This is a genomic window from Neoroseomonas alkaliterrae (assembly GCF_014199195.1).
GTDB classification, from domain to species: Bacteria; Pseudomonadota; Alphaproteobacteria; order Acetobacterales; family Acetobacteraceae; genus Neoroseomonas; species Neoroseomonas alkaliterrae.
The window spans coordinates 111,474-136,782 of sequence record NZ_JACIJE010000011.1; the positions used below are offsets into that span (position 1 = coordinate 111,474).

Genomic DNA, 25,309 nt, shown 5'->3' on the forward strand with positions numbered 1-25,309 from the left:
CGCGGCGGCGCCCCCTCGCTGCCGCCCCCGGCCTGCCCTATCTAGGTCCCGTGTCCAGCCCCACCGATCCTTCCCGCACGCCCGACTTCCTCAACCATGACCGCCCGCCGGTGCCCGATCTCGTGGTGCCGCGCGGCGTGCAGCCCTTCCACCTGCACCATAAGCCGGTGCGCGGGCGGCTGGTGCGGCTTGGGCCCCTCGCCGATGCGCTGCTGACCCGGCACGAGAACCACCCCGCCGTCACCAGGCTGGCCGGCGAGGCGCTGGCGCTGACGGCCGGCCTCGCGGCGGCGCTGAAGTTCCGCGGCTCCTTCTCCCTCCAGGCCAAGGGCGACGGGCCGGTGCCCATGCTGCTCGCCGACTGCACCGATGGCGGGGCGCTGCGCGGCTATGCGCGGCCCGATGCCGCGCGCTTCGCCGCCCTGCTGGAGGAGGAGGCCTCGCCCTCCGCCGCCCGGCTGCTCGGCAAGGGATACCTCGCCTTCACCTGCGACCAGGGCCCGGAGATGGACCGCTACCAGGGCATCGTCGCGATCGAGGGCGAGAGCCTCACCGCCATGACCGGCAGCTATTTCCGCACCTCGGAACAGCTCGCGACCCATGTCCACCTCGCCTGCGCCCCGACCCCGGCGGGCTGGCGCGCGGGCGCGCTGATCCTCGAACGGGTTGCGGGCGAAGGCGGCATCGCTGCCGGCATGGATGCCGAGGCGCAGGACGAGGCCTGGCGCACCGCCGTCGCGCTCGCCGCCACCCTCACCGATGCCGAGCTGCTCGACGACGCGCTGCCCGGGGAGAGGCTGCTGCACCGGCTTTTCGCGCTGGAGGGGCTTGCCCTCGACCGCGCCCGCGCCCTCTCCTACGGCTGCCGTTGCTCGCGCGCGCGGCTCGCGGGCGTGCTGTCCGGCTTCGGGGCGGAGGACCTCGACCACATGGCCGAGGAGGGGACCATCACCATGACCTGCGAGTTCTGCAACCTGGGCTTCCGCTTCGACCGCGCGGAGATCCGCGGCGCGGCGCAGGGCTGAGGGCCATGGCGCTGCCGCGACGCGCCGCGCTCGGCGCCCTTCTCGCCACCGCCGCCTGCGGCGGGCGGCAGGAACCGCCGCCGGCACCGGCGCGCCCGCCCTCCTATGCCCATCTGACCCCGCTGCGCCTTGCCGTCGCGCGCATCGAGGTCATCCCCCCGACCGACCCGGCCGCCACGCGCACCATGCCGCCCGCGCCGCTCGCCCCGGCGGAGGTGGTGCGGATCATGGCCGAGGACCGGCTCTCCGCGGCCGGCGGGCCCGGCCATGCCCGCTTCCTGACCCGGGCCGCGACGCTGACGCGCGAGACCACCGCGGCCGGCGGCGTCTTCACCTCCGGCAGCGAGCGCATCACCTGCATCATGCGCTGCCGCCTCGAGGTCCTGACCGAGGAGGGCGGCCCGGCCGGCTTCGCCGAGGCCGAGGTCCGCCGCACCGCGGTGCGCCCCATGGGCAGCCCGGCCGAGCGCGCCCGCGCCGCCGAGGAGGTCGTGCGCCAGGCCGGGGACGAGCTGAATGTCGAGTTCGAGTTCCAGCTCCGCCGCAACCTGCGCGCGCTGATCCTGCCCCCGCCCGGCGCGGCGCCCGCCGGGACGCCGGGCGAGGGAACGCCCGCGCCGGTGATCGAGCCTGCCGGCTGATGCCAGCGGGCGAAAGGTTTGACCTTTCGCCCTCTGGCGCGGCGCGCGGGGCTGGTGGGGCAGCCGCGCGCGGAACCAAATCCTGCTACCTTGCGGACAAAAGTTGATCCTTTGTCCGCAGGGTCTGAGCCCGAGGAAGGAACCGCCATGTCCCGCGTGAGCCTCTCCAACCCGCCCGGCGCGCCGCAGCCTGCCTCGCGCTATTCGCAGGCCGCCCTGATCGAGGGGGAGGGCCGGCGGCTCGTGCTCTCCGGCCAGGTGGGCGTGCGGCCCGACGGCAGCACGGTCGAGGATCCGGTCGCGCAGATCGACCAGGCGCTGGCCAATCTCGGCGCGCTGCTCGCGGCCCATGGCATGGGGCCTGCCAACATCGTGAAGGTCACGGTGTTCCTGACCGACGCCGCCCTGATCGGCCCCTGGCGGGCGAAGCGCGACGCCTTCATGCAGGGCCACGCCCCGGCCAGCACGCTGCTGATCGTGGCCGGCCTCGCCAGCCCTGCCTTCAAGGTCGAGGTGGAGGCCGAGGCGGTCGCCTGAGCGCGGGTGGAGGGGACTCCGGCCCGTCGTCCACCAGGCATCCGGCCGCAGCCGTCCCGTCAGCCCCGCGAGCGGCAGGCGCAGGAAACGCGCGTGGGCCGGTGCGGCGGATCGAGGCCCCCGCAGGCAGGCGCGCGAGCGCGCAACCCTCGCCGGGTGCGGCCGGAACCCGGCTGCGGCCTGCCGCTGGCATCGCATCGCGGCCGGCCGGAACGGGCCAATCCCGCGCCCGGCGCGCGACGGCGCCCGTCGCCCCCTACCAGCGGCCTTCCAGGGGCGACCGCGCGAGCGGGCCCAGCCGCACCGGCTCGGGCGGCTCGAAGCCCTCGTTCTCCGGCACCAGCGCGGCCCCCGTCTCCTGCCCGAAGGCGACGACGGATTTCAGGCCCGCAAGCGTCGCCGAACCCGCCTTGGCGGGACGGTCGCCATACCATTCGAACCAGGGCAGCCCGGCGCGGGCGTAGTCCGCCGCGGTGGGCGGGACGGTCGGCGGCGCCTCCCCGGCGATGGCCTGCCAGGCGAGGCTGTTGGCCAGATGCACGAAGCAGCGGGAGCGCGCGGAAAGGTCCCAGGCATCGGGCCGCTCCTGCGCCTCGGCGATGCTCTGGACGATCGAGCCGCCGGGGGCGAGGCCCATGTCCGACAGCACGCAAGCGCGCACGCTGGAGGCCGAGGCCATGATGCTGGTGGTGCACTCCTCGGTTTCCCAGCGCCGCCGTTCGGCCAGCCGCGCCTCCCACAGCGCCGCCTTCAGCGGATGGGCGAGCAACTGCACCCCGCCATGCTCGGCCCGGCCGGTGATCTGCTCCTCGGCGGTCGCGCCCGCGCCGAGCGGCATGGCGACGAACTGCCGCACCACACCCTTCTCCACGCAGAAGCCATCGAGCCAGGGCTGGCCGGGCACCTCGACATAGTCCTGGTCCTCGAAATCCGGCGCATTGTCCCAGGGCTTGCCGTTGACGGCGTTCACCTTGCCCGCCGCGACCTTGAGCAGGAAGGGATAGCCGCTCGGCGAGGAGAAGTTCAGCCAGCACGCCTCGGCCTGCCACATCGGCATCGCCACCCCGCCGCGGCGCTTCCAGCCCGCGGGCAGGCGCGCGGGGTCGAGGTCATCCACCGCGCGCAGCGGGAAGCGGCCGAGGCCGGGCGGCAGGAAGTGCCGACGGCCATCGTCGGGGACGCGCAGCGTGCGCTGGAACTCCACCCGCAGCACGGCGTCGGGGTGGATCTCGGGGAACGCGAAGACCAGCACGTCGCGGTCGAGGCCAAGGGCCATGGCGGTGTCCTTCCCGTGGTTACCAGTCCCCGTCGCGGATGCGGCGGAGGGTTCGTTGCAGTTCGGGCTCGGGCAGGTCGCGCAGGGCGCGCACGGCCTCGGCCAGGGCGGGGCGGGCGAGCAGGGCGGCGGTCACGTCCTCCGCCACCCGGCCCGCGAGCGGGAGCAGCGCCTCGGCATCGAGGCCGAGATCGGCCGCGAGGGCGCGCAGGAAGGCCTCGGTCGGCCGCTGCGCGCCGCGTTCGACGAGCGAGAGATAGGCCGCCGAGACGCCGAGCCGGCCGGCGACGGCGCGGACGGAGAAGCGGCGCGGCTCCTCCGCCGCCCGGGCCAGCCGGGCACGGCGGAGGCGCTCGCCGAGGCCGTCCGTGGCGGGGCCGGTTTCGCTGCTCACAAGTGTTAACTAGACACTTGACATCACAATGTCAAGAAAAGGGCCCGGCCGAGCCGGGCCCTGGCGGCCGGCGCGGGGCTCAGCCCTCCCCGCCCGCGCCGCGGCCGCCCTGGATCATCGCCATGAACTCCCGCCGGGTGGAGGCATCGTCGCGGAAGGCGCCGAGCATGCGGGAGGTCACCATGGACACGCCGGTCTTGTGCACGCCGCGCGTCGTCATGCACTGGTGCACCGCCTCGATCACCACGGCCACGCCCTTGGGCTTGAGCACGTCGTTGATGACGTTCGCGACCTGCGCGGTCATCTTCTCCTGGATCTGCAGCCGCTTGCCGTAGGCCTCGACCACGCGGGCGAGCTTGCTGATGCCGACCACGCGCCCGTTCGGCAGGTAGCCGACATGCGCCTTGCCGATGATGGGGCACATGTGGTGCTCGCACATGCTCTCGACGCGGATGTCGCGCAGCACGACCATCTCGTCATAGCCCTCGACCTCCTCGAAGGAACGGGCGAGCAGCTCGACCGGGTCCTCCTCGTAGCCGCAGAACCATTCGCGGTAGGCCTTGGCGACGCGCTTGGGCGTGTCGATCAGCCCCTCGCGGTTCGGGTCGTCGCCGGCCCAGAGAAGCAGGGTGCGGATGGCCGCCTCGGCCTCGTCCTGGGTCGGGCGCGGGAGGGTGGAGGCCTTGTCGTCCGCGGGGCTCGAAGCGGGCAGGTGGATGTTCACGGGGATCGTCTTTCCAAGGGCGCGGGGCGCCGGGCGTTGAACCGTGCCGGCGCATGACGGCGCCTTCCTCTTGCCGGGATGTGGGGGCATGCGCGGGGCGCGCAAGCCGCCGTCAGTGGAAGCGGCCGGAGGGCTGGTGCGGGCTGTCGAGGCTGAAGGCCGGGATCTCCGCGTCGAAGGCCTCGCCGCTTTCGGTCACCACCATGTGATAGGCGCCATGCATGAAGCCCGAGGCGGTGGGAAGCGGCGTGCCGGAGGTGTATTCGAAGCGCCCGCCGGGTTCGAGCACCGGCTGTTCGCCGATCACGCCGGCGCCATGGACCGTCTGGGTGCGGCCGAGCGCGTCGGTGATGTGCCAAGTGCGGCGCAGCAGTTGCACCGTCTCCCGACCCAGATTGGCGATCTCGACGCGATAGGCCCAGACGAACTGACCACGCTCGGGTTCCGACTGGTCGGCGAGGTAGAAGGCGCGCACCGAGACGCGGATGTTCCGCGTGGTCGCGCTGAACTCGTCCCTGCTTGCCATGGCGGCGTTGCTCCCCGGAGAGCCAGTCAAGCCCTTCCGGCCCCCGTTTGTCCATGGCGATGCTCAGCCGCCCTGGCGCATCGCCGCCGTCGCCGCGCCGGCGCCCATCAGCAGCGCGCCGCCGCCGCGGTTGAAGGCCCGCCGCACGCCCGGCCGGCGCACGGCACCCGAGAGCCGCGCGGCGAGCAGCGCATAGATCGCCGCATTCGCCGCCGCCAGAGTCACGAAGCTCGCCACCAGCACCGCCGCCTGTGCCGGGAAGGGCCGCGCCGGGTCGAGGAACAGCGGCACGAAGGCGACGAAGAAGGCGACGGATTTCGGGTTCAGCGCCGTCACCACATAGGCGTCGCGGAAGGCGCGGCGCGCGCTGAGGGGCGGCAGCGCCCCGGCCTCGACCGGCGCGCGCCACAGCCGCAGGCCGAGCCAGACCAGATACGCCGCGCCGGCGAATTTCAGCACGGTGAACAGCGTCGCCGAGGCGGCCAGCAGCGCGCCGAGCCCGGCGAGCGAGAGCGTCATCGCCGTGAGATCCCCGAGCGCCACGCCGGCCACCAGCGGCAGCGCCGCCCGCCGCCCCGCACCGAGCGACTGGCCGATCACCAGCAGGATGGTCGGCCCGGGAATGGCGAGCATCACCGCCGTCGCGGCGAGGAAGGCGAGCCAGGTGTCGAGCGCCACGCCGCCTAATCCGCCGCCCGGGCCGCGCCGGCATGGGCCGCGTCGAGCGCCTGGCTGAGGTCGTCGATGATGTCCGCGACATCCTCGAGCCCGACCGAGAGCCGCACCGTCCCGTCGGTGATGCCGAGCCGGGCGCGTTCCTCGGCGCCGACGCGCATATGCGTGGTGGTCGCCGGATGCGTCGCGAGGGACTTGGAATCGCCGAGGTTGTTCGAGATGTCGATGAGCTGCAGCGCGTCCATGAAGCGGAAGCAGGCCTCCTTGCCGCCCTTGAGGTCGAAGGTGACCAGCGTGCCGCCCGCCGACATCTGCGCCATGGCGAGCCTCTGCTGCGGATGGTCGGCGCGGAAGGGGTAGAGCACGCGCGCGACCTCGGCGCGCTCGGCCAGCATGTCCGCGACCGCGGCGGCGGAGCGGCACATCGCCGGCACGCGCAGGTGCAGCGTCTCGAGCCCCTTCAGCACCACCCAGGCGTTGAACGGGCTGATGGAGGGGCCGGTGTTGCGGATGAAGGGCTGCAGCGTGTCCTCGACCCATTTGCGCGAACCGAGCACCGCGCCGCCGAGCACGCGGCCCTGGCCGTCGAAATGCTTGGTCATGGAATAGACGACGACATCGGCGCCGAACTGCAGCGGCCGCTGCAGCAGCGGCGTGGCGAAGACGTTGTCCACCACCACGATCGCCCCGGCCCGGTGCGCGAGGTCGCAGACCGCGCGCAGGTCCACGATCTCGAGCATCGGGTTGGACGGCGTTTCCAGCAGCACGAGGTTCGCGGGCTTCGACAGCGCCGCCTCCCACTGCGCGAGGTCCGCGCCGTCCACGAATTCGGTCGCGATGCCGTAGCGCGGCAGCAGGGTGGAGACGATCCAGTGGCAGGAGCCGAACAGCGCGCGGGAGGCCACCACGCGATCGCCGGTCTTGAGGTGGGACAGCAGCGCGGCATGCACCGCGGCCATGCCGGTGGCGGTGCAGCGGCAGGCCTCCGCCCCTTCGAGCGCCGCGATGCGGCCTTCGAGCATCGAGACGGTGGGATTGCCGAAGCGGGAATACTGGTAGTGCTGCTCGGTGCCGGCGAAGGTCGCCTCGGCCTGGGCGGCGCTGTCGTAGACGAAGCCGGAGGTGAGGAAGAGCGCCTCGGCCGTCTCGTCGAAGCCCGAGCGCATCTGGCCGCCGCGCACGAGCAGCGTCGCGGGGCGGAGCGGGCGGTTCGGACGGGGCTTTGCCATGGGACGGACCTTCACGGATCGGCGTCCGGCCCCTTCGCGGGCGGCGGGCAGGGGCGCCCGCGCGGCCGTTTAGCGCGCTTGTTTTCCGCATCGTCGCCGATGCGGCCCGAAGGGACCTCGCCGCAAGCTGGCCGGACAAATCGCGAGGGGCGTCTCCGCCGGCGCCGTCGTTACGCCGTGCACGGCCGCCGGGTCAAGCCGCCGTCTTGCGGAGGATGCGCCCCCCCGCCTATACGAGACGGCATGCGGGCGTAGTTCAGAGGTAGAACGTCAGCTTCCCAAGCTGAATGTCGTGGGTTCGATTCCCATCGCCCGCTCCATCCCCGAGCCCTCGCTTCGCCGCGTGCCCCGCGCCGCCGCCACGCGGTGCGGCATCGGCTTGCGCATTCCTCGACCGATCTTGAGCGCAGGCGACGCCCATTCCACCATGCGCGCGGCCTGCGGGCCGCCGCATGCCGCGCGGGCGTGGCGGAATTGGCAGACGCAGCGGACTTAAAATCCGCTTCTGGCAACAGAGTGCCGGTTCGAGACCGGCCGCCCGCACCATGGCGCAGGCCGGGGCCGGCAGGCTTCCACCCGCCGGCCCCCCGTGCCCCGGTCAGGCCGCCTGCGCGAGGTCCGGCCGCACCTCGAGCCCGTCCGGCGAGGCCGTGACGCGCACGGTCTGCCCGTCGCGGATGCTGCCTTCCAGCAGCAGGCCTGCCAGGCGGTCCTGCAGGTTGCGCTGGATGACGCGCTTGAGCGGCCGCGCGCCATAGACGGGATCGTAGCCCGCCTCCGCCAGCCATTCCCGCGCCGCCGCATCGAGTTCCAGCTTCACCTTGCGGTCCTCGAGCAGCTTCAGCAGCCGCTGGAGCTGGATGTCCACGATCGCCGCCATGTCCGCGCGCGCGAGGCGGCGGAACAGCACGATCTCGTCGAGCCGGTTCAGGAACTCGGGCCGGAAGCGTTCGCGCACCGCGCGCATCACCGCCGGGCGCGCGGCGTCGATCTCGGCATTCTCCGGCAGTTCCGCGATCGCCTGGCTGCCGAGGTTGCTCGTCAGCACGATGATCGTGTTGCGGAAATCCACCGTCCGCCCCTGCCCGTCCGTCAGCCGCCCGTCGTCGAGCACCTGCAGCAGGACGTTGAAGACGTCGTCATGCGCCTTCTCGACCTCGTCGAACAGGATGACCTGGTACGGACGCCGGCGCACCGCTTCCGTCAGCGCGCCGCCTTCCTCATAGCCGACATAGCCCGGAGGCGCGCCGATCAGGCGGGAGACGGCGTGCTTCTCCATGTACTCGGACATGTCGATGCGGGTCATCGCCCGCTCGTCGTCGAAGAGGAACTGCGCGAGCGCCTTCACGAGCTCGGTCTTGCCCACGCCCGTGGGGCCGAGGAACAGGAAGGAACCGATCGGCCGGTTCGGATCCTGCAGCCCCGCCCGCGCGCGGCGCACGGCCTTGGAGACGGCTTCCAGCGCCTCCTCCTGGCCGACCACGCGCTTGCGCAGCTCGTCCTCCATGCGCAGCAGCTTGGCGCGCTCGCCCTCGAGCATCTTCTCGACCGGCACGCCGGTCCAGCGGCTGACCACGGCGGCGATGCCCTCCTCGGTCACCGCCTCGTTCACGAGGCGCGAATCGCCGTCGCCCGCCTCGGCGAGCTTCTTCTCGAGCTGCGGGATGGTGCCGTAGAGCAGCTCCGACGCCTTGGCGAGATCGCCCCGGCGCTGGGCCAGCTCGACCTCGGTGCGCGCCTTGTCGAGCTGCTCCTTGAGCTTCTGGCTCTCGATGACCCTGGCCTTCTCGGCCTCCCAGCGGGCGGTCATCTCGCGCGAGCGCTCCTCGAGCTCGGCAAGCTCCTTCTCGAGCTTCGCGAGCCGGTCCCTGGACGCGGCGTCGCTCTCCTTCTTCAGCGCCTCGCGCTCGATCTTCAGCCGCATCAGGTCGCGGTCGATCGCGTCGAGCTCCTCGGGCTTGCTGTCCACCTGCATGCGCAGGCGCGAGGCGGCCTCGTCCACCAGGTCGATCGCCTTGTCGGGCAGGAAGCGGTCGGTAATGTAGCGGTTCGACAGCGTCGCCGCCGCCACCAGCGCGCTGTCCGTGATGCGGACGCCGTGGTGCAGCTCGTACTTCTCCTTGATGCCGCGCAGGATCGAGATGGTGTCCTCGACCGAGGGCTCGCCCACGAAGACCGGCTGGAAGCGCCGCGCCAGCGCGGCGTCCTTCTCGACATGCTTGCGGTATTCGTCGAGCGTGGTCGCGCCGATGCAGTGCAGCTCGCCGCGCGCCAGCGCCGGCTTCAGCAGGTTCGAGGCATCCATCGCCCCATCCGCCTTGCCCGCGCCGACGAGGGTGTGCATCTCGTCGATGAAGAGGATGATCTCGCCCTCGGCCTGCTGCACTTCCTGCAGCACGCCCTTCAGGCGCTCCTCGAACTCGCCGCGATACTTGGCGCCCGCGACCATGGCGCCGAGGTCGAGCGCCATCACGCGCTTGTCCTTCAGCGCCTCCGGCACGTCGCCCTTGACGATGCGCAGCGCGAGGCCCTCGACGATCGCCGTCTTGCCCACGCCGGGCTCGCCGATCAGCACCGGGTTGTTCTTGGTGCGCCGGGCCAGGACCTGGATCGAGCGGCGGATCTCCTCGTCGCGGCCGATGACGGGGTCGAGCTTGCCCTGCCGCGCGGCCTCGGTGATGTCGCGCGCGTATTTCTTCAGCGCGTCGAAGCTCTCCTCGGCGTTCTGGCTGCTGACCGTGCGGCCCTTGCGCAGGTCGGCCACCGCCTTCTCGAGGCGCTGGGCATCGGCGCCGCCCTCGCGGAAGGCACGCCCGGCCTCGCCCTCGCTCGCGGCGAGCGCCACCAGCAGGCGGTCCTGCGCGACGAACTGGTCGCCGGCCTTCATCGCCTGCTGCTGCGCGGCGTCCAGCACGCGCACGATGTCCGGGGTGAATTGCGGCTGGCCCGCGCCGCCGCCGGAGACCTTCGGCAGGCGCGCCAGCGCCGCCTCCAGGGCCTGCTTCACGCGCGCAGGGTCGCCGCCCGCCGCGCGGATCAGCCCGCTGGCCGCTCCCTCGGCATCGTCCAGCAGCGCCTTGGCGAGATGCGCCGGCGTCACCTGCTGGTGATACTCGCGGATGGCGATGGTCTGTGCGGCCTGCAGGAATCCGCGGGCCCGGTCGGTGAATTTCTCGATGTCCATGCGTCCCTCTCCAGAGCGGACAGGCGGAACCCGCCCCCATCAGGGCGGCAGGCACGCCTCTATCGGCCACCCATGTGGTATGCGTCCTTGATCTGCTTCAAGGGGCCGCCATGCGCATCGAGACGATCTATCGCTATCCGGTGAAGGGCCTCACGGCGGAAGCCCTGGAGGAGGTGGCCCTCAGCCCCGGCGAGACGCTGCCCGATGACCGGCGCTTCGCCCTGGCCCAGGGCGATTGCGCCTTCGATCCGGCGAACCCCGCCTGGCTGCCCAAGCGCAATTTCGGCTGCCTGATGGCCAATGCCAGACTGGCGCTGGTGCATTCCGCCTTCGATGCCCGCAGCGGCGAACTGCTCCTGCGCATCCCGGGCCATCCGCCGCTGCTCGCCAGCACCCGCACGGAGGAGGGGCGCGCGGCCATCGCCGCGGCGCTCGCCGCATTCCTCGGCGAGGAGGCGCGCGGCACGCCCCGGCTCGTCGAGGCGCCCGGCCATTCCTTCTCGGACGTGGCGCGGAAGGTCGTCTCCATCATCGGCCTCTCCAGCCTGCACGCGCTCGAACAGGCGGCGGGCATGCCGCTCGATCCGCTGCGATTCCGCGCCAATGTCTATGTCTCGGGCGGCAGCCCCTGGGCCGAGTTCGACTGGATCGGCCAGGAGATCATGCTCGGCCAGGCGAAGCTGCGGGTGGTCAAGCGCATCGTCCGCTGCCCCGCCACCGAGGTGAACCCGGCGACCGGGGAGCGCGACGCCGAACCCCCGCGCTGGCTGCGGGCGCATTTCGGCCATGCCGATCTCGGCGTCTATGCCGAGGTGATCGAGGGCGGCCGGGTCGCGGTGGGCGACGCACTGGAGGCCCTTGCGCCGGCCGACTGAAGGGAAACCCCGGGGCGGCGCGGCGTCAGGCCGGCGGGCGATCGGGCGAACCGTCCGGCCGCTGGCAGGGCGCGCGGGGGTGCCGCGCGCGACATCCGACACCGAGGCCGGGCGTCAGGGCCCGAGCCTCGGGCGGCGGGTATCAGGCCGGCTCGCGCGCCTCGCCCGCCGCTTCGCCGGCCTCGGCCTCGGCGAGGTCGCCGCCCGCCTGGCCGTTCATGTCCATGGCGGGCTCGCCCTGGCCTTCGCCCTCGCCGCCCTGCTCCGCGCCCGGGAAGCGGCGCTGCTGCTGGCCCTGCTGGTGCTGCGCCGCCGCCTGGTTCATGGCGTTGAGGATGCGGAAATAATGCTCGGCGTGCTGGAAGTAGGATTCGGCCATCACGCGGTCGCCCGCGCTGGTCGCGTCGCGGCCGAGCTGGAGATACTTCTCGGACAATTGCTGCGCGGTGCCGCGCAGGCGCATGTCCGGGCCGCTCGAATCGAAGACGTGGTTGCGGTTCAGGGGCTGGCGGTCGCCGCCGCCTCCGCCGCCGCCGTGCCTGAACTGCCCGCCCCCATGGCGATGGCCGCCGCGGCCGCGCATGCGCTTCATGTTCATCGTGTCGTGTGTCGCTGTCCCGCATCCGCTCCGCCCTGCGCAGCGCGGGCCTTCTGGGGCCAGCCCTGCGGAACGGCGGTCGGCGTTGTTTCGTCCTGGCGGTCCCGACCACGGCGCGGGCGGCGCCCGCTGCTTGCCTGGTCCGGGCAGGGAGGGGCGCGCCGCCCATTCCCGACCGCTGCGCCACCATAGCGGCGGGCGGCCCGGCCGCCAAACGCTTTCTCGGCCGGGCCGGCGGCCTGCCCGGCGCCCCCCGGATCAGGCCGGACGGCCCGCCAGGGTCAGGGCGCGCTCGATCCCGCCGAGATCCCGCCTGGCGCCGAGCGGCACCAGCCCCGCCGCGCGCGCGAGGGCCTCGACGGCCTCCCGCTGGCCGGCCCCGATCTCGAACACCGCCCGTCCGCCGGGCGCCAGCAGGCGGGGCAGCGCGGCGACGAGCCGCCGATAGGCATCGAGCCCGTCCGCCCCGCCATCGAGGGCGAGCGCCGGCTCATGGCGGGCGACCTCCGGCATCAGCCCTGGCACCGCCGCGCTCTCGACATAGGGCGGGTTGGAGAGGACGAGGTCGAAGCGGCCCGTGAGCGCCTCGGCCCAGTCCCCGCACAGGAAGGCGGCCCGCCCGGCCAGCCCGTTCGCCGCCGCGTTGCGGGCGGCAAGCGCCGCCGCCCCGGGCGCGAGGTCCACGCCCACGCCGAAGGCCGCGGGGCATTCGGCGAGGACCGCGAGCAGCAGGGCGCCCGTCCCGGTGCCGAGGTCGAGCACCCGGGCGATGCCCGCCGGCGACTCGAAGGCCGCAAGCGCGGCCTCCACCACCGCCTCGGAATCCGCGCGGGGGATCAGCGTCTGCGGCGAGACCGCGAGGTCGAGCGTCCAGAACCCCGCGCGCCCGGTCAGATGCGCCATCGGCTCGCGCGCCGCCCGCCGCCGCAGCAGCGCGCCGAAGGCCCTGGCGGCGGCCTCGGGCACGGTGGCGCGCGGGTCGCGCAGCAGGTCGGCCTCGCGGCAGGCCATGGCATGGGCCAGCAGCAGGCGTGCCTCCTGGCGCGGCGCCTCGATGCCGGCGGCCCGCAGCACCTGCCCGGCCTGGCAGAGGAAGGCGCCGACCGTCCCGCCCGGATCGGCGCAGCGGCTCACGAGGCCTCCGCGGCCAGCCGCGCGGCCTGGTCCTCGGCGATCAGCGCGTCGATGATCTCGTCGAACTCGCCGAGCATCACGCGGTCGATCTTGTGCAGCGTCAGGCCGATGCGGTGGTCGGTCACGCGGCCCTGCGGGAAGTTGTAGGTGCGGATGCGCTCGGAGCGGTCCCCGGTGCCGACCTGCGAGCGGCGGTCCGCGGCGCGGGCGGAATCGGCCGCCTGGCGCTGCGCGTCGTAGAGCCGCGCGCGCAGCACCTTCATGGCCTTGGCGCGGTTCTTGTGCTGCGACTTCTCCTCCTGCATCGCGACCACGATGCCGGTCGGGATGTGCGTGATGCGCACGGCGGAATCCGTCTTGTTCACGTGCTGGCCGCCGGCGCCGCTCGCGCGGTAGGTGTCCACGCGCAGGTCGGCCTCGTTGATCTGCACCTCCACCTCCTCGGCCTCGGGCAGCACGGCCACCGTCACGGTCGAGGTGTGGATGCGGCCCTGCGTCTCGGTCGCCGGCACGCGCTGGACGCGGTGCACGCCGCTCTCGTATTTGAGGCGCGCGAAGACGCCGCGGCCGGTGATCTCGGCCGTGGCGCCCTTGATGCCGCCGAGGTCGCTCTCGTCGTAGTCCAGCACCTCGAAGCGCCAGCCGCGCGATTCCGCGTAGCGCTGATAGGCGCGGAACAGTTCCGCCGCGAAGAGGCCGGCCTCGTCGCCGCCGGCCGCCGGGCGCACCTCGAGGATGGCGCTGCGATCGTCCGCGGCGTCGCGGGGCAGCAGCATGATGCGGATCTCGCGCTCGAGGGCGGGCACGCGCTCCTTCTGCTCGCGCCATTCGGCCTCGGCGAGGTCGCGCATCTCGGGGTCGGCCATCAGCGCCTCAGCCTCGTCGCGGGCGCGCTCGGCGGCGCGCAACGCGCTCACCTTCTCGACGAGCGGCTCGAGCTCGGACAGTTCCTTCGAGAGCGCGCCGATATCCGCCCCCGGCGCGGTGGAGAGGATGTGCCGCAACTCCTCCGCGCGGGCGAGGAGGCGGTCGAGGCGGGCCGGCAGGCTCATGCGCGGCGGCCCCGCATCTGGCGATGAGATGCGCCTCCGCCGCCGGGCCGCGCCACGCCCGGGCCGCCTGCCATGCGCCGCGCGGCGGGACGGGAAGTGCCGGGGGTGGCGACGGAGTTTCGCAGGCGATGAGGTGAGGCAAGCATGGCGCCCTTCTATCCCGTCCGCTCCGGCGCGACAGGGGGGGGGGGGAATGCGCGAGGACGGCGGGGGGCGATGCCGCCCCCCTCCCGCGACCGGACACCGTCGCCGTCGGCTCGAATCCCGGAACGCGGCGCCCATATCGCTCTCGTGCCAGAGCCAGTGACCGATACGCGCCGGTGCGACGGACCGCACGCGGCCTGCCCGCGCCGCGCCTCGCGCCCGCACGCCGCCTGCCGCGCGGCCGGGCCATTCACGCGCGCGCCTTCCGCGGGCCTGCGCGGCCGTCGCAGGCCGCCGCGATGATCCCCAGCCGCGCGGCGCTCGAACGCCATCAGGTCTGGCTCTATCTCGCGGCGACGCTTGCGGGCCTTGCGGCCGGGGCCGCTTCGCCGGGCCTTGCGGGCGCGGCGGATGCGCTGCTCTGGCCCCTGCTCGGCCTGCTGCTGCTCGCGACCTTCACCCAGGTGCCGCTGACGCATGTCGCCGATGGGGTTCGGGACCTGCGGCTGCTGGGCGCGCTGCTGTTCGGCAACTTCGTGCTGGTGCCGCTGCTGGTCGCAGCCCTCTGGCCGCTCGTGCCGGCCGATCCGGCGATCCGCCTCGGCGTGCTGCTGGTCCTGCTGCTGCCCTGCACGGACTGGTCCATCACCTTCACGCATCTCGCGCGCGGCAACACGGCCGGGCTGATCGCCGCGGTGCCGCTGCTGCTGCTCGCGCAGATGCTGCTGCTGCCCGCCTATCTTTGGCTGTTCCTCGGCTCCGGTGAACTCGGCGCGCTGCCGGCGGAGCGGCTGCTGCTGGTCTTCGCGCTGCTGATCGCGCTCCCGCTCGCCCTCGCCTGGCTCCTGGAACGCTGGGCGGAGCGGGCGCCGGCCGCGGCGCGGCTGGTGCGCGCCATGGGTGCCGCGCCGGTGCCGCTGCTGGCCGCCGTCGTGTTCCTGATCGCGCTCGGCCAGGGCGGCACGCTGGCCGGGGCGCTGGCGGGGCTTGCGGCGGTGGCGGCGGTGTTCGCGCTGTTCCTGGCGGGCACGCTGGCGCTCGGGCTGCTGGTGGCGCGCGGCCTCGCGCTGCCGGCGGCCTCGGGCCGGGCGGTCGCCTTCAGCCTCGGCACGCGCAATTCCTTCGTGGTGCTGCCGCTCGCCCTGGCGCTGCCGGCCGGATGGAGCGTCGCGGCGCTGGTGATCGTGCTGCAGTCCCTGGTCGAGCTGCTCGGGATGCTGGTCTTCCTGCGCCTGGTGCCGCGGCTGTTCCGCGACGCCTCCTGATGCCCTGCGGACAATGGATCCACCCTTGTCCGCAGGGCATCAGGCTTCGGTTCCGCGCGCGGCCGCCTCACCAGCCCCGCTGGTATGAGCGGGCAGCCGCGCGCGCGTCAGGGCCGGGCGATTGCTTCCGCCAGCGCCTCCCGCACGGCTTCGGCGACGCGCCGGGGCCTTTCGCCGAGACCGAAGCAGAGGGCGGGATCGCCGCGCGGATCCACCTCCAGCACCTTCGCCCCCGCCTGCACCGCGGCGCCGCCGCGCACGAGGCCGCGCAGGCAGCCCGCGAGCGGCGCGCGCAGCACATGCGGCCCGAGTTCCATCACCGGCTCGCCCGCGGCCACCGCGTCGCCGATGCGATGGGTGGTGCGCACGATGCCGCCCTCGGGCGCATAGACCGCGCGCTCGCGGCCCACACCGGCGATGGCGCGCGGCTCGCCGCGCAGCGGCAGCGCCTCGCCGCTGCGGAGCACCCGGCCCAGCGCCTCCCAGCTCGTCTCGATGGCGATGTCGCAGTTCCCACCCGGGACGAAACCGACGCCGAGGCCGATTGCGAGCGGAGCAAGGCCGCGACGATCGGGCGGGGTGGCGCGCTTGCGCATGCGCGCATCCACCAGCGCCGCCCAGGACCCCGCGGCGAGCACGGATTCGAGCGGCAGTGCGGTGATCGCGATCGCCTCCCGCGCGGCGAGGATCGCGCCCAGCGCCTGCGCGTCATCGGCGCGGCGCGCCAGTGTGCCGGCGAGCGTCGCGCACCCGTCCCAGAGCGCATCGGCGAAGGCCATGCCCCGGCGCGGATGGGCGGGGGCGGGATCGTCCTGGATCGCCACCGGCCTGCCGGCCGCATGCAGCGCATGGGCGACGGCCGAGCCCATGTCCCCAGCGCCCAGGACCAGCACGGCCCCCTTCATCGCGCCGCCGCCGCGCGAGCGGCCGCCGCCTTGGCCGCCCCCTTGCGCCACAGCTTGACCGCGGAGACGAGCAGGATGACGCCCAGGATCAGCTTCAGCGCGCCCGCCGGCACGAAGGGCAGCAGCGCCGCTCCGGCCAGCGCGCCGAGCACCGAGCCCGCGGCCATCGGCACGCCGATGCCGACCACGGCGGCGCGGTCGCGATAGCCCCCGGCACGGGCGTGGCGGAACACGCCGACGGCCACGGCGGGCAGGCTGATGATCAGGCTCGCCGTGCCAGCGGTGCGGATGTCCACCCCGAAGCCGAAGATCAGCGTCGGGATGATGAGTTCGCCCCCCGCCACGCCGAGCAGCGAGGAGACGAGGCCGATCCCCACCCCGGCCACCGCCCCGGCCGGTGCCCGCCACCATCCGCCCGGCTCGGCGCCGAGATGCAGCGCATCGCCCGCCGCGGCCTCGACCAGCAGCAGCACGCCGATGGCGGCGAGCAGCACGGCGATGATGCGCGTCAGCCGCAGCGCGTCGATCCGCGCGAGCAACCCGGCGCCGAACCAGGCGGCCGCCATGGCGGCGAGCATCAGCGCGAGGATCTCCGGCCAATGCCCCGAGAGCGCGGGAAAGGAGGCGAAGCCGAAGCGGCCGGCCGCCGAGGCCGCGAGCGTCGCGAGGCTCATCAGCAGGTTCAGCCGCACCGCCGCATGGGCGGCGAGCGCGAAGAGGCCGAGCAGCACCGGCAGGCGGAACTCCGCCCCGCCAAGGCCGATCAGCCCGCCAAGCATGCCGATGGCAGCCCCCCAGAAAAGGGCCGGGAGGAGGGTGGTTCGGCTCAAGCCTGCGTCTCCGGTCGCCCGGCGGACAGATCCGCCACGCGACCATAGACCAGCATTGCCGAAGGGTGGATGCGGCGCGGCGGCGCCCGGCGCGAACGGTGCCCGGGCCGCGCCGCGCGCGTTCAGCGGCCTTCATCCCGGCGGCGGGGGCCTGCCTTGTCGCGCGGGCACCGGGCTTTGCGGGCTGCGCCGTCAGCCACGCATGAACATCGCGGGGCGGCCCGGACCGACGAGCGCGTCCGGCTCCCCGCCGGGGCTATTTCCGCTTGCCGCCGGCGCGCATGAGCTGCGCGATGGGCAGCGGCGGCTTGCCCGAGGCCTTGGCGATCTCGTTGTCCTGTTCCTCGATGACCTTGCGCGCCGGCGCATCGCCGTCGAGCCCGCCGAGGATCTCGGCCGGGACCTTCCGGTTGGAGCGGCGGCTGCCATCGGCGTAGATCACGTCGAACAGCACGAAGGCGGACTTGCTGCCGGGCTTGCTGGCCATTGGGCGTGTTCCTTCAGTCGCGCGCCGGCCCGGGGGCGGGGGGTGCGTCGTCCTCGCGGTCCTGCAGGCCGGCCTTGCGCTTGGCAACGGCTTCCTCGCGCTCGCGCAGCTTGGCCTCCTTCTTCGCCTGCTTGGCGCGGTTCACGTCGGCCCGCTGCTGGCCGTAGTTGGGCTTGCGCGCCATGGGCGTGCTCCGGTTCCGGGGGGCGTGGAGGGGGCGGCCGCGAGGCCGCCCCGGCGCGATCAGGCGAGCTTGAGGTTGCCCGCCGAGATCTTGCCCTGCTGGCCGCGCTGGAGGTCGAACTCCACGCGGTCGCCCTCGTTCAGGCCATTGAGGCCCGAGCGCTGGACGTCGCTGATATGGACGAACACGTCCTTGCCGCCGTCCTCGGGCTGGATGAAGCCATAGCCCTTGGTCGCGTTGAACCACTTCACGGTACCGATGCTCATGCGGAGGTCTCCGGGGTTGAGCGTTGCCGCCGCACGACATGCGCGACGGTGTTGCCGCCGCAGGACGCGGCACCCGGGAATGGGCGCGCGGCGATGCGCGACGGGCCAGCCATCGCTGAAGCTCAACCAGAGGAAGGCACGGAGAGCGGGGTCCGCCGAGGCGGACCGGACGAGGTGACGGGAGGGATATGGACCTCCCGCACCGCGAAAGCAATCACCTTGATGGTGCGGGCGCCGCCGCGCCCGCCGGATCCTATCGTCCCTGGAACTTCGGCGCCCGCTTGTTGAGGAAGGCGTCCACGCCTTCCTGGAAGTCGGCGGAGGTGAAGCACATGGTCACGAGGTCGTCGCCCTCGACCTCGCCGGCCGCGTGGCGCAGGCGGCGCAGCGCGATCTTGGTCGCCTTGAGCGTGAGCGGCGCGAGATCCTTCATGGTGGTGGCGAGTTCCATCGCGCGGGCGGCGACGGCCTCCGGGCTGTCCAGCACCTCGGAGACGAGGCCGATATGCTTCGCCTCGGCCGCGGAGAAGAGGCGCGAGGTCATGATCATCTCCGCGATCGCGGCCGGCCCGACCAGCGCGTAGAAGCGCGCGAAGTTGTTCATGTTGAGGATGTTGCCGAGCGTCTTGGCGATCGGCAGGCCGAAGCGCGCGGCGCTGTCGCAGATGCGGATGTCGCAGCAGCCCGCGATGCCGAGGCCGCCACCCGTGCAGGCGCCGGCGATCGCCGCGATGATGGGCGTGTTGCAGGACTCGAGCGCGCCGAGCACCTTGTCGATCCGCGCCTCGTAGTCGAGCGCGTCCTGCGCGGTGCGGAACTCGCGGAACTGGGAGATGTCGGTGCCCGAGGCGAAGGCCTTGCCGCCGGCGCCGGTGATGACCCAGACGCGGATCGCGGGGTCGGCGTCGATCTCGGCCGCGAGGTTCTGCAACCGCTCGTACATGCTGAACAGCATGGCGTTGCGCGCCTGCGGGCGGTTGAAGGTGGTCCAGGCGATGCCGCCCTCGCGGACCTCGTGCAGGATCTCGTCGCTCATGGTCGCTCCGTCCCCGGGTTTCGGCGCAAGGCGTAGCGGGATGGGCGGGGGCGTCAAGCCGCTCTCTTGCAGCGGCGCGCGAGCGATGCGAACACCGCGCGCCGAGGAGGAACACCGCATGACCATGCCGCTTGCCCGCTTCACCGTGCTCGACCTCACCCGCGTCCGCTCCGGGCCGACCTGCGTGCGCCAGCTCGCCGACTGGGGTGCCAACGTCATCAAGATCGAGGCGACGGACGAGGTGGATACCGGCAAGGGGCTGGGCGGCGAGCGCGACGGGCCGGACTTCCAGCACGTCCATCGCAACAAGCGGGCGATGACGCTGAACCTGAAGTCGCCCGAGGGTCTGGCGGCGTTCCGGCGCATGGTCGCCAAGGCCGATGTGGTGGTGGAGAACTACCGCCCCGACGTGAAGACGCGCCTGGGCGTGGACTACGACAGCCTGGCCGCGATCAACCCGCGCATCGTGCTCGGCTCGATCTCGGGCTTCGGCCAGGACGGGCCCTACGCCAAGCGCCCGGGCTTCGACCAGATCGCGCAGGGCATGGGCGGGCTGATGTCGGTCACCGGCCTGCCGGGACAGGGGCCGGTGCGCGCCGGCATCCCGGTGGCGGACCTCACGGCCGGGCTCTACTGCGCGCTCGGCATCATGGTCGCGCTGCTGGAACGCGAAGTCACCGGCAAGGGCCGCTGGGTCCATGTCTCCCTGCTCGAGGCGATGATCGCCATGATGGACTTCCAGGCGACGCGCTGGACCATGAAGGGCGAGGTGCCGAAGCAGGCCGGCAACGACCACCCCACCACCATCCCGACCGGGCTTTTCAAGACGGCCGACGGCTCCGTGAACATCGCCGGCGGCGGCGAGGAGATGTGGCGGCGCATCGTGCGCGTGCTCGGCATCGAGGAGGAGGCGAAGGATCCCGACATCGCCACCGATGCGCTGCGCTCGAAGAACCGCGCCAAGGTCAATGCGATCATCGAGCGCGTCACGCTGACCGATACCTCCGCCAACTGGGTGGCGAAGTTCAACAAGGAAGGCGTGCCCTGCGGCCCCGTCTATTCCATGGACCAGGTCTTCGCGGACGAGCAGGTGAAGCATCTCGGCATGGAGATGACGCTGCAGCATCCGCGCCTCGGGCCGCTGAACGTGGTGCGCGCGCCGATGCAGATCAGCGGCGTGGCCTGCGCGCGCAACCCGACGCCGGACCGCGGCCAGCACACCGACGAGGTGCTGGCGGAGTTCGGCTTCAGCGCCGAGGAGATCGCGGCGCTGCGCGCGGCGAAGGCGATATGACCGGCCGCCCCCCTGGGCGCCGGGCCGGCGGCGGGGCCGCGCGCCGGACCGGGCCGTCATGCCCGGCGCACGATCACCCTCCGTCCGCCGGGCGTCAGACGCGCCGCGGCGGGTCCCGGGACAGGCCGCGCGCGCCGAGCTCCGCGAGATAGGCCGCCCAGCGGCTCTCCTGCTCGCGCCCGAGGGTGCGCAGATAGTCCCAGGAGTAGATGCCGGTGTCGTGCAGGTCGTCGAAGACGATCCGCACGGCGTAGTTGCCGACGGGCTCGACGCGCAGGATGCCGACATGGCGGCGGCCGGCGACGATGACCTTCTGCCCGGGTCCGTGGCCCTGGACTTCCGCGCTCGGGCTCTCGACGCGCAGATACTCGGCGGGCAGGCGGTGGCGCGTGCCGTCCGGCCAGGCGACCTCGAGCACCTGCTCGGCGCGCCTGAGGCGGATCTCGCTCGGCGCGCTCATGCGTCGAGCTTGCGGGCCTCGTCGGGCAGCATGATCGGGATGCCGTCGCGGATCGGGTAGGCGAGGCCGGCGCGCTCGCTGACGAGCTCGCCCTTCTCGCGGTCGTAGCGAAGCGGGCCCTTGGTCACGGGGCAGACCAGGATCTCGAGCAGGCGGGGGTCCACGGCGCCCCCCTGGGGCTGGTTCTCGGCCATTCTCGTCTCGTCCTCGTGTCGCGCCGTCCCCCTGACGCGGGGCCGGCCTTCCGTCAACTGGGGCGCCCTTCGGGCGGGGCATTCGCCGCGGCGCCCATGCGCATCAGCGCCACCAGCATCCGCGCGCGCTCCATCCCGTCCGGCGCCTCGAGCAGCGCCTGCTTCTCCGGCACCTCGAACGGGCAGACCATGGCGAGCGTGGTGACCAGCATGGAATCGGCGGTCTGCTCAACCGCCTCCCAGTTCGCCTCGATGCCGCGGGCGCGGAAATAGGGGCGCAGCGCCGCGAGCAGCTCGGCGCGGTCGAGCGCGGGCGGCTCGGCCTCCACCGCGAGGTCGGCGGCGAAGTCGGCATAGTCGGCCCGCACGCGCCGGTAGCCGCCCGCGGCGAGCGGCAGTTCCTCGGCGATGCGGAAGCGGATCAGCCCGGTCAGCGTGATCAGCAGCCGCCCGTCCTCGGTCTCGCTGAAGGAGGAGAGGCGCCCGAGGCAGCCGACGCGGTAGAGCCCCGGCCCCGTCGGGCCCTTCGGGCCGCGCGCATCGGGCTGGACCATCCCGAACATCCGGCCGTTCGCCAGCGCGTCGAGCGTCATGGCGAGGTAGCGCGGCTCGAAGATGTTGAGCGGCAGCCGCCCCTGCGGCAGCAGCAGCGCGCCGGGCAGCGGGAAGACCGCGATCTCCTCCGGCAGGTCGGCAAGGCGCGGATGGAAGGGGGGCATCGGCGCCGCGCCCCCGCTCAGCGGAACAGCAGGGTCGAGAGCTTGCGGCGCCCGGCCTTGGTCGCGGGATCGTCGAAGCCCCAGGCCTCGAAGAACTTCAGGAGCTGCTTGCGCGCCGCCTCCTCGTTCCAGGTGCGGTCGCGGCGGATCGCCTCGATCAGCGCCTCCACCGCGCCCTCGCGGTCGCCGGCGGCGTTCAGCGCGACGGCAAGCTCGATGCGCGCGGCGTGGTCGTCCGGATTGGCGGCGAGGCGCTGCTCGAACTGGGAAAGCATCTCGCGCGCGCGCCGCCCCTCGATCTCGAGCTCGATGGCGCTGCGGGCGGCGAGGATCTCGGAGGCCTCCTTGATCTTGGCCGGCGCGGCGTCGAGCACGGCGAGCGCCTGCGCCTCCTCGCCGAGCGCGAACAGGGCGCGGGCGACGCCGGCAAGCGCCTTCGCGTTCTCGGGCTCCTGCTGCGACAGCGCGCCGAAGAGCTGCAGGGCTGTCTGGTGGTCGCCCTGCGCGGCGGCGGCCTCGGCCTCGGCCAGCAGGTCGGCACCGGGCATCTGGCCTCCGGCGGCCTTCAGCAGCCCCTCGATGAAGCGCTTCACCTCCGATTCCGGCAGCGCGCCCTGGAAGAGGTCCAGGATCTGGCCCTGCCAGAAGGCGACCACGGTGGGCACCGACTGCAGCGGCAGGCCCATCTGCGTGAGCTGCGCGACCAGGGAGCGGTTCCTGTCGATGTCGATCTTGACCAGCCGCACACGCCCGCCGGCGGCCTTCACCACCTTCTCGAGCGCGGGCGTGAGCGTCTTGCATGGCCCGCACCAGGTGGCCCAGAAATCCACCAGCACGGGAACCTGGCGGGATGCCTCCACGACATCCTGCATGAAGGTCTTCTGGTCGCCGTCCTTGATGACCCCTTCGGCGGCGCCGGTCGCGCCCTGGCGGGCGGGGTCGAAAATCACGTCCATGGCAGGCATTCCTCAAGGCTTGGCGCATAGATGCGCCGTCCGGGCCGGGAAGCAAGGCGTGTAACGGGCGAGGCCGGGCGCCGGCAATACGGACCGGCCGCTCAGGGCGCGGCGGGCAGGTCGAGCAGCAGGGCCGGATGGCCGAGCGCGGCCAGGAAGCGCAGCAGATCCGCGGGCGCGAGGCCGGTCGAGGCGGCATTCGTCAACGGATGCACCCAGATCCGGTCGAACCCTTCGGCGAGATGGCGGTCCATGACGAAGCGGACCGTTCCGGGCGCGGCATTCACGAGGCCGAAGGGCGTCACCGCCCCCGGCGGGACGCCGAGCGTCGCCTGGAGTTCCTCCGCGCTCGCCATGCGGACCTTGCCCGCGCCGGCGAGGCGCGCGAGCGCGTTCACCGAGACCTGCCGTTCCTCCTCGAGCGTGGCGAGGAGGAAGGGCCCCTCCCCCTTGGCCGGCCGGAGGAAGAGGTTCTTGGTGTGCCCGCCCGGCAGGTCGCCGCGCAGGTCCCGGCTTTCGGCCACCGTGAAGACGGGGCGGTGGTGGCGGGTCTCGGCGGCGATGCCGGCGGCGGCGAGGCGGGCGAGCAGGCCCTCGGGCGTCTCGGGCATTCAGTCGAGGCGGAGGTTGTTGGCGCGCACCACCCGGGCCCAGACCTCGATCTCGTTGTCGAGCCAGCGGCGGAAGGACTCCGGCCCCTCGACCCGGTTCACCCCGCCGAGGGCGGCGATGCGCTGCGCCGTCGCCGGCACCGCCATGGCGGCGCCGATGTCGGTGGCGAGGCGGTTGATCATCGGCGCCGGCGTGCCGCCCTGCGCGAGCATGCCCTGCCAGGTGCCGGACTGATCGGCGGGCCAGCCGAGCTCGGCGAAGGTCGGCACGTCCGGGAAATCGGGCAGGCGCGCGGGGCCGGTCACCGCGATCGCGCGCAGCGTGCCCTGCTTGCAGAAGGGGGCGGTGGCGGTGGCGCCGTTGATGATCATCTGCGCCTCCCCGGCCGCGACGGCGGAGAGCGCGGCCGCGCCGCCGCGATAGGGCACCTGCGTCAGTTCCGCGCCCCAGTGTTGCGTCACGAGCAGGCCGGTGAGGTGGTTGCCGACGCCGATGCCGGCATGGGCGACGTTCACGCGCTGCGGATTGGCCCTGGCGAAGGCGACGAGTTCGGCCGCGTTGGCGGCCGGCACCGAGGGATGAACCGCCAGGATGTAGGGCGCGTAGATCAGCATGGTGACCGGCGCGAGATCCCGCTTCAGGTCGAAGGGCAGGCGCGTGTAGAGCGAAGGCGCGGTGGCGAGCGTCGAGACGTCGATGAGCAGGAGCGTGTGGCCGTCCGGGGCGGACTTGGCCACGTGGTCCGCGCCGATGTTGCCGCCGGCGCCGGTGCGGTTCTCCACCACCACGTTCTGGCCGAAGGCGCGGCTGAGGTCCGGGGCGATCAGCCTCGCGATGATGTCCGAGGTGCCGCCCGGGGCGAAGGGGACGATGATGCGCACGGGGCGGTCGAAGGACTGGGCGGAGGCATGCCGATGCGCGGGCAGCGCGAGGGCGCCCGCGGCGAGGCCGAGCAGGGAACGGCGGTTCATGGGCGGCTTCCTCCGGGATTTCGTGCTTGGGGCGAGAGTGTCGCGCCGTGCGGGGCGGGGTGTCGAGGGGAGGGTCGGGCCGTGGCGAAGGGGTGGCTTGCAATCCCGGCGAAGCGTGCTAGAAGCCCGGCCTCCGCACGGAGCGCGGGCGTAGCTCAGGGGTAGAGCACGACCTTGCCAAGGTCGGGGTCGAGGGTTCGAATCCCTTCGCCCGCTCCAGTCGGTTTTCCACGAACTGTTTTTCCCGCTGGCGGCACCCTGCAAAGCCGCAGAGACTCCCACGTTTTTCGCGCCGACCTTGATGGTGCACGCCGGGCACGAGGGCGCGTTTGCTCTCCGTGTGGCTGAGAGTCTCCGCACCTTGAGGGTGCCGGGATTTGGCCAACAAGGTTTAAGGCGTTGTTTTGGCTACATCTCTGCGCCACGGTGCTTGATGGAATTCGGCGAGTCGATTGCCCTACCGCGGGCGCAACGTCGTCGAACGCTTCTTCAACAAACTGAATCACATCCGGCGCATTGCCACTTGCTTCGATAAGCTCGCTCTACACAACCTCGCCGCTCAGCACCTCGCCGCCGCTCGCCTCTGGGCGCGCGCTTACGACTCCATGATCTAGATGCGCCAACCACGCTGGATCGCACCGACCGGAGTCAGACAGGAATTGTTCGGCGCGCAGCCCTGCAGCGCAGGGCGGCGACGCTGCGAACGAAGTCCCAAGAATCTGCCTTCGTTGGGAACTCGGCTAGCGGCAGTCTATCGCCGGCCATCCGATCCTGAGGCCGTAGAGGCTCGAAGGATCGGAGCTTTGCGCCGGTCTCCAGATCCGATGATCACCCCAGCCCACACCGGCGATTGCGCGTTCGCAAGGAGAGTATTGTGCCAACTGCTTATCCGCCTGACACTTTGCAGCCACCAAGGCGGTCAGCGAGGGGGAGCCGTGAAGTTCTTCACTATCAGCCGCATACGGCAGGCGATCGGACACCTCAACTCGTTCAAGAGCGGCTGGGTCATCGGCCCTCTGGTGGTCACGTCCGTCAACGTGGTGGAAAAAGCTGGTGGGCTTGAGGTGGCCACGGGTCAGGCGGCCTTGGGCGGAAGTTGCAGGGTTTCGTTGGTGG

At 72.7% G+C, this 25,309-nt stretch carries 29 protein-coding genes, 3 tRNA genes and 1 pseudogene; 11 read left to right on the top strand and 22 right to left on the bottom strand.

Annotated features, from left to right (window positions below):
- Window positions 1-50: 50 nt before the first annotated feature.
- From hslO to FHS88_RS17410, 3 genes are all read left to right on the top strand, one after another.
- The gene (gene hslO, locus FHS88_RS17400; protein WP_184486748.1) at window positions 51-1,025 is read left to right on the top strand and encodes an Hsp33 family molecular chaperone HslO; all 975 of its coding nucleotides are present in this window, start codon (window positions 51-53) and stop codon (window positions 1,023-1,025) included.
- 5 nt (window positions 1,026-1,030) lie between these two features.
- Window positions 1,031-1,666 carry a hypothetical protein gene (locus FHS88_RS17405; RefSeq protein ID WP_184486749.1) on the top strand — a complete coding sequence of 212 codons (636 nt, stop codon included), beginning with the start codon at window positions 1,031-1,033 and terminating at the stop codon, window positions 1,664-1,666.
- Between the two features lie 147 nt (window positions 1,667-1,813).
- Window positions 1,814-2,203 (top strand): RidA family protein, encoded by a 390-nt coding sequence (locus tag FHS88_RS17410; RefSeq protein ID WP_184486750.1) that lies wholly within the window; start codon window positions 1,814-1,816, stop codon window positions 2,201-2,203.
- 256 nt (window positions 2,204-2,459) lie between these two features.
- Here the strand turns inward: FHS88_RS17410 and FHS88_RS17415 are convergent, their stop codons facing one another.
- From FHS88_RS17415 to metZ, 6 genes are all read right to left on the bottom strand, one after another.
- Complete coding sequence (locus FHS88_RS17415) at window positions 2,460-3,479, bottom strand: hypothetical protein (RefSeq protein ID WP_184486751.1); 1,020 nt, start codon at window positions 3,477-3,479, stop codon at window positions 2,460-2,462.
- Window positions 3,480-3,498: 19 nt separating this feature from the next.
- Window positions 3,499-3,873 carry a helix-turn-helix domain-containing protein gene (locus tag FHS88_RS17420; RefSeq protein WP_184486752.1) on the bottom strand — a complete coding sequence of 125 codons (375 nt, stop codon included), beginning with the start codon at window positions 3,871-3,873 and terminating at the stop codon, window positions 3,499-3,501.
- A 79-nt stretch (window positions 3,874-3,952) separates the two neighbouring features.
- The gene (gene folE, locus FHS88_RS17425) at window positions 3,953-4,591 is read right to left on the bottom strand and encodes a GTP cyclohydrolase I FolE (protein ID WP_456306807.1); all 639 of its coding nucleotides are present in this window, start codon (window positions 4,589-4,591) and stop codon (window positions 3,953-3,955) included.
- 118 nt (window positions 4,592-4,709) lie between these two features.
- Window positions 4,710-5,123 carry a Co2+/Mg2+ efflux protein ApaG gene (gene apaG, locus FHS88_RS17430; RefSeq protein WP_184486754.1) on the bottom strand — a complete coding sequence of 138 codons (414 nt, stop codon included), beginning with the start codon at window positions 5,121-5,123 and terminating at the stop codon, window positions 4,710-4,712.
- 63 nt (window positions 5,124-5,186) lie between these two features.
- Complete coding sequence (locus FHS88_RS17435) at window positions 5,187-5,801, bottom strand: LysE family transporter (protein WP_184486755.1); 615 nt, start codon at window positions 5,799-5,801, stop codon at window positions 5,187-5,189.
- Window positions 5,802-5,806: 5 nt separating this feature from the next.
- Window positions 5,807-7,027: an O-succinylhomoserine sulfhydrylase gene (gene metZ / locus FHS88_RS17440; protein ID WP_184486756.1), complete on the bottom strand. Its 1,221-nt coding sequence runs from the start codon at window positions 7,025-7,027 to the stop codon at window positions 5,807-5,809.
- A gap of 245 nt (window positions 7,028-7,272) precedes the next feature.
- Here metZ and FHS88_RS17445 point away from each other — a divergent pair.
- Both FHS88_RS17445 and FHS88_RS17450 read left to right on the top strand, forming a co-directional pair.
- Window positions 7,273-7,347 (top strand) — tRNA-Gly (locus FHS88_RS17445).
- Between the two features lie 139 nt (window positions 7,348-7,486).
- A tRNA-Leu gene (locus FHS88_RS17450) sits at window positions 7,487-7,573 on the top strand.
- Window positions 7,574-7,625: 52 nt separating this feature from the next.
- Here the strand turns inward: FHS88_RS17450 and clpB are convergent.
- Window positions 7,626-10,211 carry an ATP-dependent chaperone ClpB gene (clpB, locus tag FHS88_RS17455; RefSeq protein ID WP_184486757.1) on the bottom strand — a complete coding sequence of 862 codons (2,586 nt, stop codon included), beginning with the start codon at window positions 10,209-10,211 and terminating at the stop codon, window positions 7,626-7,628.
- A gap of 110 nt (window positions 10,212-10,321) precedes the next feature.
- Here clpB and FHS88_RS17460 point away from each other — a divergent pair, with 110 nt between their 5' ends.
- Window positions 10,322-11,086: an MOSC domain-containing protein gene (locus FHS88_RS17460; RefSeq protein ID WP_184486758.1), complete on the top strand. Its 765-nt coding sequence runs from the start codon at window positions 10,322-10,324 to the stop codon at window positions 11,084-11,086.
- Window positions 11,087-11,228: 142 nt separating this feature from the next.
- On the opposite strand, the gene FHS88_RS17465 is transcribed toward FHS88_RS17460, so the two are convergent.
- The 3 genes from FHS88_RS17465 to prfA all read right to left on the bottom strand — a co-directional run bounded on the left by FHS88_RS17465 (window position 11,229) and on the right by prfA (window position 13,870).
- Window positions 11,229-11,669: a DUF4167 domain-containing protein gene (locus FHS88_RS17465; protein WP_408902426.1), complete on the bottom strand. Its 441-nt coding sequence runs from the start codon at window positions 11,667-11,669 to the stop codon at window positions 11,229-11,231.
- A 273-nt stretch (window positions 11,670-11,942) separates the two neighbouring features.
- Window positions 11,943-12,818: a peptide chain release factor N(5)-glutamine methyltransferase gene (prmC, locus tag FHS88_RS20925; protein WP_338146642.1), complete on the bottom strand. Its 876-nt coding sequence runs from the start codon at window positions 12,816-12,818 to the stop codon at window positions 11,943-11,945.
- Complete coding sequence (gene prfA, locus FHS88_RS20930; protein WP_246420175.1) at window positions 12,815-13,870, bottom strand: peptide chain release factor 1; 1,056 nt, start codon at window positions 13,868-13,870, stop codon at window positions 12,815-12,817. Before prfA ends, prmC begins: the two co-directional genes overlap by 4 nt.
- A gap of 443 nt (window positions 13,871-14,313) precedes the next feature.
- Between prfA and FHS88_RS17475 the strand changes: the two genes are divergently transcribed.
- Entirely contained in the window at window positions 14,314-15,279 is a 966-nt protein-coding gene (locus FHS88_RS17475) for a bile acid:sodium symporter (protein WP_184486760.1), read from the top strand.
- Window positions 15,280-15,386: 107 nt separating this feature from the next.
- Here the strand turns inward: FHS88_RS17475 and FHS88_RS17480 are convergent, their stop codons facing one another.
- The 6 genes from FHS88_RS17480 to FHS88_RS17505 all read right to left on the bottom strand — a co-directional run bounded on the left by FHS88_RS17480 (window position 15,387) and on the right by FHS88_RS17505 (window position 18,987).
- On the bottom strand, window positions 15,387-16,172 hold the full coding sequence (locus FHS88_RS17480) for a xanthine dehydrogenase (RefSeq protein WP_211842378.1): 786 nt from the start codon (window positions 16,170-16,172) through the stop codon (window positions 15,387-15,389).
- Between the two features lie 8 nt (window positions 16,173-16,180).
- Window positions 16,181-17,014 carry a sulfite exporter TauE/SafE family protein gene (locus tag FHS88_RS17485; RefSeq protein ID WP_211842379.1) on the bottom strand — a complete coding sequence of 278 codons (834 nt, stop codon included), beginning with the start codon at window positions 17,012-17,014 and terminating at the stop codon, window positions 16,181-16,183.
- A gap of 256 nt (window positions 17,015-17,270) precedes the next feature.
- Window positions 17,271-17,501, bottom strand: coding sequence for a hypothetical protein (locus FHS88_RS17490; RefSeq protein WP_184486762.1), 231 nt, complete (start codon window positions 17,499-17,501; stop codon window positions 17,271-17,273).
- A gap of 13 nt (window positions 17,502-17,514) precedes the next feature.
- Window positions 17,515-17,685, bottom strand: a complete 171-nt coding sequence (locus FHS88_RS17495) for a hypothetical protein (RefSeq protein ID WP_184486763.1) — start codon at window positions 17,683-17,685, stop codon at window positions 17,515-17,517.
- A 59-nt stretch (window positions 17,686-17,744) separates the two neighbouring features.
- A complete protein-coding gene (locus FHS88_RS17500; RefSeq protein WP_184486764.1) occupies window positions 17,745-17,951 on the bottom strand; it encodes a cold-shock protein in 207 nt (68 codons plus the stop codon).
- Window positions 17,952-18,204: 253 nt separating this feature from the next.
- Entirely contained in the window at window positions 18,205-18,987 is a 783-nt protein-coding gene (locus FHS88_RS17505) for an enoyl-CoA hydratase/isomerase family protein (protein ID WP_184486765.1), read from the bottom strand.
- Window positions 18,988-19,105: 118 nt separating this feature from the next.
- Here FHS88_RS17505 and FHS88_RS17510 point away from each other — a divergent pair, with 118 nt between their 5' ends.
- Window positions 19,106-20,281, top strand: a complete 1,176-nt coding sequence (locus tag FHS88_RS17510; RefSeq protein WP_211842380.1) for a CaiB/BaiF CoA transferase family protein — start codon at window positions 19,106-19,108, stop codon at window positions 20,279-20,281.
- A 94-nt stretch (window positions 20,282-20,375) separates the two neighbouring features.
- Here FHS88_RS17510 and FHS88_RS17515 read toward each other — a convergent pair whose 3' ends face one another.
- The 6 genes from FHS88_RS17515 to FHS88_RS17540 form a co-directional block, all read right to left on the bottom strand.
- Window positions 20,376-20,741 carry a gamma-butyrobetaine hydroxylase-like domain-containing protein gene (locus tag FHS88_RS17515; RefSeq protein ID WP_184486767.1) on the bottom strand — a complete coding sequence of 122 codons (366 nt, stop codon included), beginning with the start codon at window positions 20,739-20,741 and terminating at the stop codon, window positions 20,376-20,378.
- Window positions 20,738-20,935, bottom strand: coding sequence for a Trm112 family protein (locus FHS88_RS17520; RefSeq protein ID WP_184486768.1), 198 nt, complete (start codon window positions 20,933-20,935; stop codon window positions 20,738-20,740). Before FHS88_RS17520 ends, FHS88_RS17515 begins: the two co-directional genes overlap by 4 nt.
- Before the next feature lie 53 nt (window positions 20,936-20,988).
- A complete protein-coding gene (locus FHS88_RS17525; protein ID WP_184486769.1) occupies window positions 20,989-21,654 on the bottom strand; it encodes an LON peptidase substrate-binding domain-containing protein in 666 nt (221 codons plus the stop codon).
- Between the two features lie 17 nt (window positions 21,655-21,671).
- Window positions 21,672-22,610, bottom strand: a complete 939-nt coding sequence (locus FHS88_RS17530; RefSeq protein WP_184486770.1) for a thioredoxin family protein — start codon at window positions 22,608-22,610, stop codon at window positions 21,672-21,674.
- A gap of 101 nt (window positions 22,611-22,711) precedes the next feature.
- The gene (locus tag FHS88_RS17535; RefSeq protein ID WP_184486771.1) at window positions 22,712-23,221 is read right to left on the bottom strand and encodes a prolyl-tRNA synthetase associated domain-containing protein; all 510 of its coding nucleotides are present in this window, start codon (window positions 23,219-23,221) and stop codon (window positions 22,712-22,714) included.
- A complete protein-coding gene (locus tag FHS88_RS17540; protein WP_184486772.1) occupies window positions 23,222-24,193 on the bottom strand; it encodes a Bug family tripartite tricarboxylate transporter substrate binding protein in 972 nt (323 codons plus the stop codon).
- Window positions 24,194-24,337: 144 nt separating this feature from the next.
- On the opposite strand from FHS88_RS17540, the gene FHS88_RS17545 reads away from it, so the two are divergent.
- The 3 genes and pseudogenes from FHS88_RS17545 to FHS88_RS20590 form a co-directional block, all read left to right on the top strand.
- Window positions 24,338-24,412: transfer RNA gene (locus FHS88_RS17545), tRNA-Gly, on the top strand.
- 239 nt (window positions 24,413-24,651) lie between these two features.
- Window positions 24,652-24,807 (top strand): annotated as a pseudogene (locus tag FHS88_RS20935) (IS5/IS1182 family transposase); the annotation flags it as partial.
- A gap of 321 nt (window positions 24,808-25,128) precedes the next feature.
- A partial coding sequence (locus FHS88_RS20590; RefSeq protein ID WP_221244475.1) for a hypothetical protein occupies window positions 25,129-25,309 on the top strand: 181 nt, incomplete at its 3' end.